Annotated in this window: 11 protein-coding genes; 4 read left to right on the forward strand and 7 right to left on the reverse strand. The window is 52.4% G+C overall.

What is annotated here, in order from left to right; genetic code table 11:
- The 6 genes from AC0Z7K_RS06225 to tssI all read right to left on the reverse strand — a co-directional run.
- On the reverse strand, window positions 1-200 hold a 200-nt coding region (locus tag AC0Z7K_RS06225), incomplete at its 3' end, for an RHS repeat-associated core domain-containing protein (RefSeq protein ID WP_485613406.1).
- Window positions 155-649, reverse strand: coding sequence for an RHS domain-containing protein (locus AC0Z7K_RS06230; RefSeq protein WP_485613408.1), 495 nt, complete (start codon window positions 647-649; stop codon window positions 155-157). The genes AC0Z7K_RS06230 and AC0Z7K_RS06225, both read right to left, overlap by 46 nt.
- A 569-nt stretch (window positions 650-1,218) precedes the next feature.
- The gene (locus tag AC0Z7K_RS06235) at window positions 1,219-1,488 is read right to left on the reverse strand and encodes a MafI family immunity protein (RefSeq protein WP_485613410.1); all 270 of its coding nucleotides are present in this window, start codon (window positions 1,486-1,488) and stop codon (window positions 1,219-1,221) included.
- A complete protein-coding gene (locus AC0Z7K_RS06240) occupies window positions 1,488-5,819 on the reverse strand; it encodes an RHS repeat-associated core domain-containing protein (protein WP_485613411.1) in 4,332 nt (1,443 codons plus the stop codon). Before AC0Z7K_RS06240 ends, AC0Z7K_RS06235 begins: the two co-directional genes overlap by 1 nt.
- A gap of 17 nt (window positions 5,820-5,836) precedes the next feature.
- On the reverse strand, window positions 5,837-6,274 hold the full coding sequence (locus AC0Z7K_RS06245; RefSeq protein ID WP_485613412.1) for a DcrB-related protein: 438 nt from the start codon (window positions 6,272-6,274) through the stop codon (window positions 5,837-5,839).
- A 2-nt stretch (window positions 6,275-6,276) separates the two neighbouring features.
- Window positions 6,277-8,277, reverse strand: a complete 2,001-nt coding sequence (tssI, locus tag AC0Z7K_RS06250; RefSeq protein ID WP_485613414.1) for a type VI secretion system tip protein TssI/VgrG — start codon at window positions 8,275-8,277, stop codon at window positions 6,277-6,279.
- 616 nt (window positions 8,278-8,893) lie between these two features.
- Between tssI and AC0Z7K_RS06255 the strand changes: the two genes are divergently transcribed.
- Genes AC0Z7K_RS06255 through AC0Z7K_RS06265 form a run of 3 tightly spaced genes read left to right on the forward strand, consistent with a single transcriptional unit; the run spans window position 8,894 to window position 10,464 of the window.
- Window positions 8,894-9,373 carry an Hcp family type VI secretion system effector gene (locus tag AC0Z7K_RS06255; protein WP_485613415.1) on the forward strand — a complete coding sequence of 160 codons (480 nt, stop codon included), beginning with the start codon at window positions 8,894-8,896 and terminating at the stop codon, window positions 9,371-9,373.
- A gap of 48 nt (window positions 9,374-9,421) precedes the next feature.
- Window positions 9,422-10,123: a hypothetical protein gene (locus AC0Z7K_RS06260; protein ID WP_485613416.1), complete on the forward strand. Its 702-nt coding sequence runs from the start codon at window positions 9,422-9,424 to the stop codon at window positions 10,121-10,123.
- The gene (locus AC0Z7K_RS06265; protein ID WP_413531048.1) at window positions 10,123-10,464 is read left to right on the forward strand and encodes a DUF2645 family protein; all 342 of its coding nucleotides are present in this window, start codon (window positions 10,123-10,125) and stop codon (window positions 10,462-10,464) included. Before AC0Z7K_RS06260 ends, AC0Z7K_RS06265 begins: the two co-directional genes overlap by 1 nt.
- 67 nt (window positions 10,465-10,531) lie before the next feature.
- Here AC0Z7K_RS06265 and AC0Z7K_RS06270 read toward each other — a convergent pair whose 3' ends face one another.
- The gene (locus AC0Z7K_RS06270) at window positions 10,532-11,779 is read right to left on the reverse strand and encodes an LVIVD repeat-containing protein (protein WP_485613418.1); all 1,248 of its coding nucleotides are present in this window, start codon (window positions 11,777-11,779) and stop codon (window positions 10,532-10,534) included.
- Between the two features lie 225 nt (window positions 11,780-12,004).
- On the opposite strand from AC0Z7K_RS06270, the gene AC0Z7K_RS06275 reads away from it, so the two are divergent.
- Window positions 12,005-13,087 (forward strand): oxidoreductase, encoded by a 1,083-nt coding sequence (locus AC0Z7K_RS06275; RefSeq protein WP_485613420.1) that lies wholly within the window; start codon window positions 12,005-12,007, stop codon window positions 13,085-13,087.
- Window positions 13,088-13,180 lie beyond the last annotated feature (93 nt).

Here is a 13,180-nt window from a genome sequence, read left to right on the forward strand (position 1 = left end):
CCTATCGGGTCATGCTGGGTAAATCGCCCTGAGTCCGGATCATAGTAACGGTGTAAATTATAATGGAGGCCGGTTTCTCTGTCGAGGTATTGACCTTGCATCCTCAGGTTTTGCGGGCCGCCGGTTTTGATTTCCCGCTCGTGCGTTTCCCATTTTACCTTTCCCCAGCTGTCCGGCTGTCCGGCTGGCCGTGCCAGCACTTTTTGCCTTCGCTGTCAGTCATGGCCTCCGGCTGGCCATTTAGCCGGTTGTGGAAGTAATAGATTGTGCTGTCGTCACCGGCGCCGTCGATGCGGGCGAGCGGGGCGAAGCTGTTTTGGTCGCTGTAGGCGTAGACCTGCGAATTGTTGCCCGAAAATTCCGCCAGCAGGCGCGGACCTTCCCACAGGAAACGCGTTTCCCTTTCGCTGTGCTTTTCAGCATCAGCCGTCACGCCGTCCATGCGCTGATAGCGTACCCGCTTGCTGATACGTCTCCCAAGCGGGTCATAATAAAAGCTAACGACACATTCCGGCTGCGTATGACTGATGGGCTGATGCAGCACTTCCACCAGCCGGTGTTCGCTGTCGTAACGGTAACGCCAGTCGTCGCCGAAGCGCTGCCACCCGTAGTCACAGCGCAGCCCGGAAGGGAGAATGTGCCAGGCCATCAGGCCGATGCTTTACCGGATGAAGAGCAGAGAGCGTTGATTATGGTGGTTGACAGTTTTGTGACTAAAGTCAACGCAGAGAAGGCAGTCAGGAAGAGCGTGAGACAACGTTAGAATAGCGCGGCGGCAAATGAGTTCGCACCTCACTACCGCAGCTTACCACAAGCAACTACAAGAGGCAGTTAATTATGGCTGAGCACGGTTGAATTTCAGAATAAGGGATTTCCAAAGCGCAGCGCCAGTATATTGTTGGGTTTGTCCCTAACCGGGGTGATAAAAGTACGCCTAATATTAATCTTAAAAGGTAGTGGCTGCGTGAGGCAGGGTTTAAGACGGGAACATATCTCACCGATAAAATAACCGATGGTTATATTGTGCTGGTTCTGGACATGACGAAGTGGACGACCTGAAGCATGAGCAGGAATTACTTCGTCGACAACTGCTGGATATTAAGCAAGCTAACCGGAAGATGAAGAGCGCCGTGCAAGCGGCGCTCCGGGGGATCAAAACTTAACAGGCTAAACGTATAAAAATAGCCGGGAAGATGGAGGGGATCTTTCCGGATTATTTCATATTATATGCATGGATAACTTCTCGCCAATAATTTCAGAGTCTACATCCATAATGATAGATATTTCAATCATTTGCTTTAAGATATTATTATCAATTATTTTACCTTCCTCCACTATAATGCCAACTATAGTATCCAAAGCTAACCCGTACTCATTATAATCAATAAATTCAGAAACCTCGGAGATTTCCGATGATGTAAGAATCGGTTCCAATTTTTTCATCAAATTCACAAAATGATTTTCTAGTCCTTGATATTTAGTATTCATCAACGAGGATTCCTTGGAACATTTGTTGGGAAACCAGATACAATATCTCCATTGCCCTCCTGAACGACTCTTATATCAATGCCATCGCGTGTCCCATTTGTTACAGTTCTTCCTCCACGCCCCGCAGTAGATGTCAGAGAAGGATCTGTCGCTACATCAGATATTTCATGCATTATTTTGTCATCCGACCATTTAGCTGGAAATTCACTCTTTCCTGGATGCCCGGTGCCTGGACGATGACCTCCCCCTGTAGCATCGCCATCTAAAATGTGTCTTCGCCGCTTCGGACTAGCAAGATCCACATGACCTTTGCTAGTTGAACCGCAACTCAATCCCCACGGATCCACCCACCCCAACGCATTCGGTGCATACTGATAAAGATTCAGCCCGCCCGCCAGCCCTATCGGGTCATGCTGGGTAAATCGCCCTGAGTCCGGATCATAGTAACGGTGTAAATTATAATGGAGGCCGGTTTCTCTGTCGAGGTATTGACCTTGCATCCTCAGGTTTTGCGGGCCGCCGGTTTTGATTTCCCGCTCGTGCGTTTCCCATTTTACCTTTCCCCAGCTGTCCGGCTGGCCGTGCCAGCACTCTTTGCCTTCGCTGTCGGTCATGGCCTCCGGCTGGCCATTTAGCCGGTTGTGGAAGTAATAGATTGTGCTGTCGTCACCGGCGCCGTCGATGCGGGCGAGCGGGGCGAAGCTGTTTTGGTCGCTGTAGGCGTAAATTTGCGTCTGGCCAACATTGAACTCCGCCAGCAGGCGCGGACCTTCCCACAGGAAACGCGTTTCCCTTTCGCTGTGCCTTTCAGCATCAGCCGTCACGCCGTCCATGCGCTGATAGCGTACCCGCTTGCTGATACGTCTCCCAAGCGGGTCATAACAAAAGCTAACGACACATTCCGGTTGCGTATGACTGATGGGTTGATGCAGCACTTCCACCAGCCGGTGTTCGCTGTTGTAACGGTAACGCCAGCGTTGATTGTGGGTACTTTTTTGGGTAGTTCTGCCGTAAATGTCGTACTGGTAATCAACGTCTTTATGCTGTGCCACGCGGTTGTGCGGCCATGAGGCGATGTTGAGAGCCGTATCCAGCGGGTTGGAGGCCGGGTCGTAACGAAAAAACTGCGGTTCGGCGGAGATATCGTCATGGCCGGTGAGGCGGTCCGCGTCGTCATAGTGATAACGCACGTCGCTGAACGGCACGGCGCTGCGCACGCCCGTCAGATTGTCGCGCGGGTCGTACTGCCAATGCTCTTTGCGCTGGGCCAGAGAGGCGTGGGCGGTGAGACCGGTCCAGCGTTCACAAATCCGCCCGTGCCGGTCGTAACGCCAGCCGCTGTGGAGCGCGCCCAGAGACCGGCCGGTTTCCCGGTGTAACGCATCGCGGCTGAACCCGGTGATGAGCTGCGAATCCAGCATTATCTCAAGTGCGTGACCGCTGCCGTAGTAGAAGGTTTTGAGCGCGCGGCCGTCCGGCAGCGTGACCGCCGTACGGTTGCCGAGGGCGTCGTACTGATAGTTAACGTCGCCGTTGACGCCGCGCTCGCAAGTCAGCTCACCGGCAAGGTCATAGTCAAGCCGGAGCTGCTGCGTTTCGCCGCCGTTTTGTGAAGTGAATATCGCCGACGTTAACTGTCCGACGGGGCTGTACTGAAACGTCGTCAGGCCGTCCGGCGTCTCTTTGGTTATCAGCTGCCCGCTGAGGTCGCGGATAAACCGGTGAGTCAGCGCCTGCTCGGTGCCTGCGGCGAATGTTCTGCTAATGCTCCGGTCACAAACGTCGTACTCGTAGCGGGTCACCACGCCGTCAAGGCCGTGCTCCTCGATAAGCCGGTCGTTATCTCCCCAGACAAACCGGTAACTTTCTTCGTTCTCATTCTGAAGTCGGGTCAGGCGACCGCGCGCATCGTAGCCACGCATGACTCTGGCGCCGCGCCCGTCGCGGCTAAAGTCCAGTTGCCCGGTGAGCGGATCGTAGCCGTACTCGCGTTGGGTGCCGTCGGCGGCGCGGATGCCGGTCAGCCTTCCTTTTGCATCCCATATGAGCTGCTCCAGCCGTCCTTCGGCAGAGAGCTGGGTGGTCAGCCGTCCTGCGGCGTCGTACTGATAACGCCGCGTCTCACCAGTTGCGTCGGTGATGCTGGCCAGCCGGTAATGTTCGTCGTAGTCGTGTCGGGTGAGATGCCCTGAGCAGTCGAGCGCCGTCAGCAGCTGGCCGCGCTCATTCCACGTAAAGCGGCTGATGCCGCCGAGGGCGTTGGTGTAAGTGATGATCTGACCGAACTCGTCGCGCGCATAACGGCTGACGTTGCCGAGGGCGTCTTGTTCGGCAATCACGCCGTGGCAGGCGTCGTACTGAAGACGGTAAAAGCCGTCCTGTGGATCGATAAAATCGCGGGGAAGTGCCTGTTGCTCCAGCCAGACGGTTTTACTGCTACCGCCCAGCGGGTCGATCTCTTCGATAAGATTGCCGGCGTCATCGTAGACAAACTGGTGTGTAGCGTAGTCGGGGGCGACGGTTTTTGTGAGCTGCTGGTTTTCGTCCCACTGGTAGTGCCAGGTGTTTCCGGCCTCATCGACATAGCGTTCCACCAGATACTCGTCGTTCCAGTGATGCTCGCGGACGGCTCCGTCAGCTTCCGTGACCCGCGTGATGCGCGCATCCAAATCATAACTTATCTGGCTGCGACGCCCGGCGCTGGTTCGGTGTAACACCACCCGCCAGTCGTCGCCGAAGCGCTGCCAGCCGTAGTCACAGCGCTGCCCGGAAGGGAGAATGTGCCAGGCCATCAGCCCGTCGTCGGTGTAATCGAATTCACGCAGCACGACGCCGGCAGCATCCGTCACTTTTGCAAGCTGGCCCGTGAAGCTGTAGGCGTAAGTCATCAGCGTACGTGAATTTTCGTTGCTGTTATCCGCAATTTGCGTCACGCACCGGGGGTGCGAAGTGAGCTGATAATGCAGGCTCACGCTCAGACTTTCTTCAGTGTCGGTCAGTTCTGCCAGCCTTCCCTGTGCGTCATAGTGCAGCAGGATGCCGTTGCCATACTCATCACTTAACGAGGTGAGCCGCAGGTTTTGTGCAGATGCAGGGTCGGGGAGATATAATCGCCAGACGCTGCCGTCCAGATCCGCCACCAGCATTTCCCCCTCGTCACCGGCGGCGACCATCAGGCCGGTGTCGGGGTAGATTTTTCTTTCACCCGCGGCCAGTGAAGCGAAACGCAGTTCGCGCCCGCTCTCATCATGAAAGCAGGTTTGTTCACCTTCATGCACCAGTCGCGTTTCAAAAGGTGTCCGCCAGCCTTGACCAAACATACCGGTGGCCGCATTGCGGCTGTTGTAAAGGCGCTGCCAGTGAAGGGGAAAGCGCGCCGGTAATACAAAATCAAGGTCTTCTTCACCGGCCAGTACTTTGGCACCGGTAGCCGCATGCACGGGCATCGAGGCTGCGCGCGTAGCGGCACCCAACTGACCGGCTGCCATTCCTGCGCCCATCATCATTAATAAGCAGGGCAATTTTTTAAACATTTTGGACGGACTGCGGGAGAGCAGCAAAGTGGCAGCGACCAGTAATAATTCCAGCCCCGGTACTTTGCCGCTGTTGATCGGTCGTACTACAACCGCCGCGCCGCCGATTGAAACATTGGGAGAAACGGCTGTTGAAACGGTCGCTCCGCACGTCGTGCGATCACTGCCACGCACGGCGGGCAAATCGTTAATGGCAACGGTTGACGACCCCTCTGCCAGATATTGCACAGGGCTGGGAGGATGTTTTTCGCAGAGAACGATATCCTGATTCGAAGGGGCAACCGGGCCCGCAGGCAGCGCCACCGTCGGATTGACCAGTTCTTTTAACATGGCCTTACCGCCGCGAAGCAGCATTGCCGCGTAATCTCGTTCGCCTTCAGGTTCCGGTGGGAGTCCAGCCTGTTCGGTGGTACTTAACAAGCGTCCGGCGGCACGCGCGGCTGGAATATCATTGGTGAGTACATTCGTTGCCCCGCTGGAGATAACCCCCGCAGGAGAAGGAGGGAACAGAGCGTTGCCCAGCCCCTCGCTCTCGCTAACGATCTCATCCATCATGCCGGTCGCTTCGAGAACAAAACCTGCGATCATCCCCGCGCCGACACATCCCCCGGCAGCAGCGACCACCGCCCCTAATATGCTACCTGCGGCGATTGCCGGGGCGGCAAGAGTTGCAACGCCTGCAACAATTGCCCCTGCGGCGGCTACCACGATCCCTTGAATCGCTACAGCGGCGATATCTGCCAAAGCACTGGTATGTATTATTGGGTCGCCCAACCGGGCAGCGTGTTCATCAGCCATGATGTTGTCGCCTCCGGCTATGAATGAGTAAGACACAATGACTGGCAGAGTTTTTGCCAGTAAAGGTCTTGCCCATCGGAGAAAGGCTGCAACGCAGTCTGGGTAAAAATCAGCATTTGTTCGCGTTCGGGAACATGGATCGCTAGCTGACGCTGATACTGGATATGTTTTCCGCGCCTGAAATAACAGTTTGTTTCAAGTGCTTCGTAACCCGGGGATTGGGTCAGAGTGCGTGGACGACGGGGATTGCTGTGCAGAAGCTCAATCTGACCCAACAGGAGTGACCACTGGTAATCCAGTTCCTCTCCAAATGTTCGTTCCTTCGCAATAGGGCCCCGGCTGACGATAACGGAGGAACTGTCGTTTTTGCTGCGAAAAATATTCAGGCTGCAATCTTGCCAGTTGTCGTTATCCGGCAACGGGAAGCTGCATTCTTCACAATGATAAAGGCTCATGTTTATTCACTTTCCTTGTTAAAAATTTCATCAACGCTGCTTTGAATTGATTGCTTATAGCCTTCTCCCGGTGCACTGGCAGGTGAACCTGGAGAAGAGGGATTGAGGCCGAGAACACCGCCAACCGTGTTAATTACCCCGTTACCTTCAATCGTGACATTCAGGCTTTTCCCCTTAAGATTGATGGCTCCACTGGCATGTAATTCCAGTGCGCTGTCCCCGCACTCCAGACGAATGAGGTCCCCTGAACCAAACGTCAGGACCTTTACAGCAAGGCTGGTGAGATTTCCGCCGGTGAGCTGTGCCACATCGCCTTTTACCGCCAGTGACTGGCCAACTTTCACCGTTGAGCCCTGAAATCCCTTAATGGCATTGGTTTCATTTCCGGTGACAATTTTTATGCGGTTTCTCTTAATCGCACTGCGTTCGTTACCTTTAATGGTTTTCACCCGATGTCGCTCAACCGTCAGCATCTGGTCATTCAATACCTTGGTTTTCATGTCCTTCTGCGCCTGCATCGACAGAAGTTCCTGGCCGGTGGCATCTTCAAACATCAGCTCGTTATAACCGCTGCCTTTATAGGTTTGTGAGCGAATCGCCATCTGGGTTTTGCTGCCCGGAAGACCGCCGGGTGCGCGGTTGGTGGCATGGTAGGTGCGACCGATAATGATGGGCTGATCGGGGTCACCGTTGAGGAAATCAACGATCACCTCTTGCCCGACGCGCGGTACGGCGATATTGCCGAAACCACTACCCGCCCACGCTTGCGATACGCGGATCCAGCAGGAGCTGTAGTTGTCGGCTTTGTTATAGCGATCCCATGCGAACTTAACCCGCACGCGGCCGTGTTCGTCGCAGAAGATTTCTTCTCCCGGCGGGCCGGTAACGATGGCGATCTGCGGGCCATCCACGCGTGGCTTGAGCTGCGGCGTAGGTCGCCAGGTTTGGCTAGAAGGGATCACTTCAAATTCGGTACTCAGCGTGGTGCCCTGACCTTCATTGCCGATTTGAACCTGTGGCTGGTGGCCGTACATGTTGATGGCGACGACCTGCCAGTTGTCATTCAGGTCTTCGCGGGGATGGTCTCTCAGGGCAAAGCACGCGCCCGGTGAAAGTTGCGGTGAATTTGTGGTGCCGATCGCGATATCTGCATTGTTGCGCCAGCCTTCCATCTGATATTTGGCGAAATCGGCACCGTGTTGTTCATCTTTAAATCGGCCCGGATAATCAAAAATGTCGTATACCGTGTGCTGGTGCCCCATCTTTGACGGACGCTCCTCATACTGTGCCCGCCATTTCGGAGCGGTAAAGGTGTAATCCTGTGTGATCACCTTTGAGGGGCGAACCTGCGCAGTGCGCCGGAAGTTATTGATGCAGTAGGTATCGGTCTCTGAAGCTGCGTTTGGGTTGTAAGGCAGCGCACCGATGCTGAGCAATGCGCTGCAGTTATCCGCGAAAGTTAACTTCTGATCGTTGGCCTCGAGATACTCTTGTTCATAGAAGAAAATGCCCTCTTCGGCGGTCAGTCGTGAGATGAATTCGTAATCGCTTTCCATGAACTGAACGCAAAACTCCCGCGAACCGTGACTTGCGCGGAGTAGTGTGTCGTATTTGTTAATACCCATCTCCCGGAGCAGGGGTTCGATAATGGAGACAATATTCAGGTTCTGGAAACTGCGGCAATTTCGCCGGTGCGAGCTGCGCCAGAAATAAGGCCGGACAGTCATGCGGTACTCCGTCTGATGTTTGCCGGTATCTCCCTGTTCACAACATGTCACGATGCCGCGCACGCGGCGCTTTATTACCTCCCCTTGCCAAATCGTCAGGATCGCCATCTCATCCAGCACCTGATCAAAACCAATCGTCGGGTCGCTGCTGACCAGTACGATATTCAGCGTAAAGAGTTCTGAGTAAGTTTGAGAAAGCTGAAAACTGAGCACCGCGAAGGTGTCTTTTGCCGTGCTGCCTGCGGCGAAGGTAAAGCGTGTTCCGTTAATCGCCATGCTTTTATTCCTTTAGCTTCTGTTGAATTCATTTATCAGAAAGTGACTCCTCTTGTGATTTATATTCAATATAAATCAATAAGATAAATGGATTATCGAAAGGCAAAAGTAGACCTGGTGAAAAACGTTAGCTATGACTTTGATCACAGAAAGCGGACAAAAAATTGAGGTGCTGAGTGTCAAAAGTTATGTCTGAACAGGGAAATAAAACATGAAAGGTGGAAAGAAACAGTGCAGAAAAATAAATCGCACCTGAAACAAAATAATCTCAGGCGAGAAGGGCGCCAGCGGCAATATATGCAGGCATTATTGGATCACCTAACGGCGCAGCGCAGTCAGTGTAAATATCAGCATTTGTCCGTGTTCAGGCTGGTCGATCTATCTGTTTACACTTTTTCTTTGTAAAATTAGCAGGTTGAAATATTACAGAGCCGGTTTGTGGAATTGTTAAAACTACTATGATGTGAATGAGTTCTACTATGTATATATAAAAAACATATAAATTAATAAAGAAAACCCTTCATTGAAACAAGTAAAATTAATAAATGTGATATAGGCACATTAAATCCTCCAGGTTTCATGAGTACAATTTAATTTCACAACGTGAGGGTTTATCATGGCGAATAATATCTATTTAACGATAACAGGAAAGAAACAAGGTTTGATCTCGGCAGGATGTTCCACCTTCGATTCTATAGGTAACAAATATCAGGCTGCGCATCAGGATCAAATAATGGTCGTTTCATTCGAGCATGCATTAACGCGGGCTCAAAATGTAAATCATGGCCCTATTTCTTTCGTAAAATTCATTGATAAGTCATCTCCATTATTTGGAATGGCAATATCTAACAATGAAGAACTTGAGTTGAAATTTGACTTTTATAGAACGTCTGCATCTGGCGCTTATGAGCTTTACTATTCAATCACTGTCAGGAAAGCATTTCTCCATGGAGTCAGTGTTGTTTATCCTCATGCGATTGATCACTCTGGTAATCAACCAGAAGAAATGGTTTCAGTAAACTATCAAAGCATAACCTGGGAACATCATAAGGCAGGCACTGCGGGTTATAGTATTTGGGATGAGCGTATTTTTTAATCTCAAAAAAATGAAGTTTGAAAAAAAATGATGATAAGGCCAAACCCTATGAATAATAAAAATGTGTTCTGTGAGCCAGCGCAAACGAAATTTCCACGATGGGATCTGATGGACTACACCATTTCAAAGTGGGAGAGAAATGGCGAAGAGTACTGGGGGCAGTCATATCTATTTCTATATAAAGACTCTTTCGTTGAATACCACAAAGACTTGATGATTAAGTATGCGAGTGAGGCAAAAATACCCGTGCTGCTTCTAGCCGACGTGGCCTGGCAAGAGGCTGGAGGGAAACCAGATAACTTAAAGCCACAAGTGTTGTTATTCAGACAACTTATAGATAAATTCAGAAGTAATAATGATTATTCAAATAGTGTATCCGTAGGTGTCGTAGCAATGCAAATACGTGTAGTTGCAGAGTTATTAGGTATTAATCCAAAAAATATTTCGAGCAGGCAACAATTACAGATTGGTCGATGTTTATTAAGCGATGATTTCAATTTGAAAATGGTTTCACTGCACCTGAGGGATTTGATAAAATTCGACTATCCTGATGCCAATACGCAAATATTGTCTGATGAAAATTTAATATTGGCAGGTTCAAGATACAATCGTGGAACCCAAAGGAAGAAAGAAGATTTCATTAGGGCTATGTCACTCCCTGATGACAGTCCTGAACGTGATTGCATTTCATACGGGCTTGCTATCATAAAACGAAGGAGTCGAGTTAAAAAGTTAATGGGGATTCAATAATGGAAAACCAGGGCAAAGCTTCACTTTCAAAGCTTCTTAAATCGGCGCAGTATTTTTACTGTCTTTTCTGTGCATTATTAATTTTTGCATTTTCTATTATAGATACAATTCACAGTGATGAAAGCATCCATCGATGGTGTGACAACGTCAATGGTGTTGATGGTATGGACGGTAATGTAACCAGAGGATTCTCATCATTTACAAGCGCTTTATTTTTGATCCCATTGTTATTTTCTTTATATACTGCCGTTCAAAACAAAAGACATTTTCTTTCTGCTTCAATAATATCTTTAATAATCTACTGGTTCTGGACATTCTTCGGCCGGTTCTGGTCTTGCTGAGTTATTTTTCTTGTACCGCTCGTGGTAAATCGCGCCTGAAATACAACAACCTCAGGCGCGCAAGCCGCTAACCCAAATACTCAATAATAGACAGGCCGCCGTTGTAGTCGGTGCTGTAGATAATGCCCTGTGCATCGACAAATACGTCGCAGGACTGGATCACTTGTGGTCTGCCCGGACGTTTATCGACCATCCTTTCCGGGGCGGCGGGCACCAGCGCGCCGGTTTCTTTTGGCTGATAGGGATTGCTGATGTCGTAGGCACGCACGCCTGCATTCTGGTAGGTGGCGAAAATGAGCGTTGAGCTGATGAAGCTTCCCGGCCGGTTTTCGTGCAGATTGTGCGGGCCGAAGTGCGCGCCTTTGCTGACGTAATCCCGCTCATCCGGCTGCGGGAAGGTGGAAATACTCACCGGATTCGATGGCTCCCGCACGTCGAACAGCCAGATCAGCTTCTCGCCGTCTTCCTGATTGTCGAGCACCGCTTCGTCCAGCACTACCAGCAAATCCCGGTCCGGCAACGGCAGCGCGGTGTGCGTGCCGCCACCAAAAGGCGGGCTCCAGTTGCGGTGCGAAATCAGCTGCGGCGCAGTGCGGTCTTTGATATCCAGCAACGTCAGACCACCGTCACGCCAGCTGGCGTAGGCTGTGTCGCCGCTAATGATCGCGTGATGCAGCGCGTAGCGTTTACCTTCCGGCCAGTCCGGGGTTTCGCCTCCTGCGGTATGCATACCCGGCAGCCACCAGCGTCCGGCGACCTGCGGATTGCGTGGATCGGCCAGGTCAATCGTCAGGAAGATATAATCACAGTAGCCGTCAATCAGCGCGGAAATGTAAGCCCAGCGCCCGCCGACGTACCAGATGCGATGAACGCCGATGCCTTCCAGCCCGAGAAAGCCAATCTCTTTTGGGTGATCGGGCGTCGATATATCAAAAATGCGTACGCCTGCGCTCCAGCCCCGCTCACGTGTGCCTTGCACTGTCTCGCTGACCGGGCGGGTGTAATAGACTTTCTCATCGGCGAAACGTACGTCGGCGAACAAATCGCGGGCGTTGATCACCAGCAGCAGATCATCGTGCGCCTGCAGATGCACGTTCCAGGTGCCAGGCGGGGCAGCGACGAAACCGGCAGGGCGCGGATTTTTCGGATCGCGCACATCCACGATAGAAAATCCCTGCGACACCATATGGCCGATATACGCGTAGCCACGGTGCACCATGACCTGCACGCCGTCAGGTTTGCCGCCCTGATCGCTGTGGCCAATCAGCCGCATATTGCGGCAGTATTCGGGTTGGGGAAGAGATTGCTTTGTCATTGTGTTGCCTGTCACCCTGTGTAATTAACCATCATTCGACCGGAAGACAATTCATTGAGCGTTTAAACACGCTTTTGGAATGCGTTAATGAATTGATAGTCCGAGTTTTGATGACCGCGCTTCGACTGGCAACGAACGAAAACGTATAAGTTAATGCTAAAGGGTATTAGCCATCCGGATGTCCGGGCGTAGGATGGTAACAGCTTCTATATTAAGGAAATCCCGATGAGTGATACTGATATCCGTGTGGTAACCGGCCCGGCCAACTATTTTTCTTTCCCAGGTGCGATTGATCGTCTGAGCGATTTTTACAAGCCTGAGCAGCTGGATAAGGCGCTGTGGATCTACGGTGAACGGGCGTTAGTTGCAGCTCAGGATTATCTGCCTGATGCGTTTAGTGCTTCGCAGGCCAGGCGCGTGCTGTTCAAGGCGCATTGCAGCGAAACCGAAGTGCAGCGAATTGCTGACATCGGCGGGGGGGATCGTCAGGTCGTGATCGGCATCGGTGGTGGCGCGGTGCTGGATACCGCGAAAGTGGTGGCGCGCCGTCTGGGATTACCGGTAGTGGCAGTCCCGACCATCGCGGCCACCTGCGCCGCGTGGACGCCGCTGTCGGTCTGGTATAACGACGAAGGGCAGGCGCTGCGTTACGAAATCTTCAACGACGCCAATCATCTGGTGCTGATCGAGCCGCGCATTATTCTGGCTGCGCCGAAAGAATATCTGCTGGCCGGGATCGGCGATACGCTGGCGAAATGGTATGAAGCTGTGGTGCTCAGCCCGCAGCCGGAAACGCTGCCGCTGACCGTTCAGCTCGGGCTGAATACTGCGATGACGATTCGCGACGTGCTGCTCAGTCAAAGTGAAGCCGCGTTGCAGGCGCTGGCGGATAACCAACTGACGCAACCGTTCCTCAACGTGCTCGATGCGATCATCGCCGGTGGCGGTCTGGTCGGCGGGTTGGGGGATCGCTACACGCGTATCGCCGCCGCGCATTCGGTGCATAACGGCCTGACTGCACTGCCGCAGACCGATGCCTTCCTGCACGGCACCAAAGTGGCGTACGGCATTCTGGTGCAAAGCGCGCTGCTCAGTCAGCCGGAGGTCTTGAGACAGCTGAAGGCGCTGTACCGCGTTCTGGATCTGCCGGTGAGCCTGGCGGAATTGAATGTCGATATTCACGATGAAAAGCAGATTGCGCGCCTCATTGAACGCACGCTACAGAAAGGGGAATCGATCCATCTGTTGCCAGGCTATCCCGACGCGAAACAGCTGCGTCTGGCGCTGGAATTTGTTGAAAGAAAATGAAGTAAAACCGGCGCGCTGACCTAAAAATCCGCCGTTTTGTCAGGATAATGTAAACGGCAGTTCAACAGAATTCATCCACTGTGGGCCTGCCGG

The organism is Rahnella sp. 1L-D-7-B-C2, from assembly GCF_057290995.1.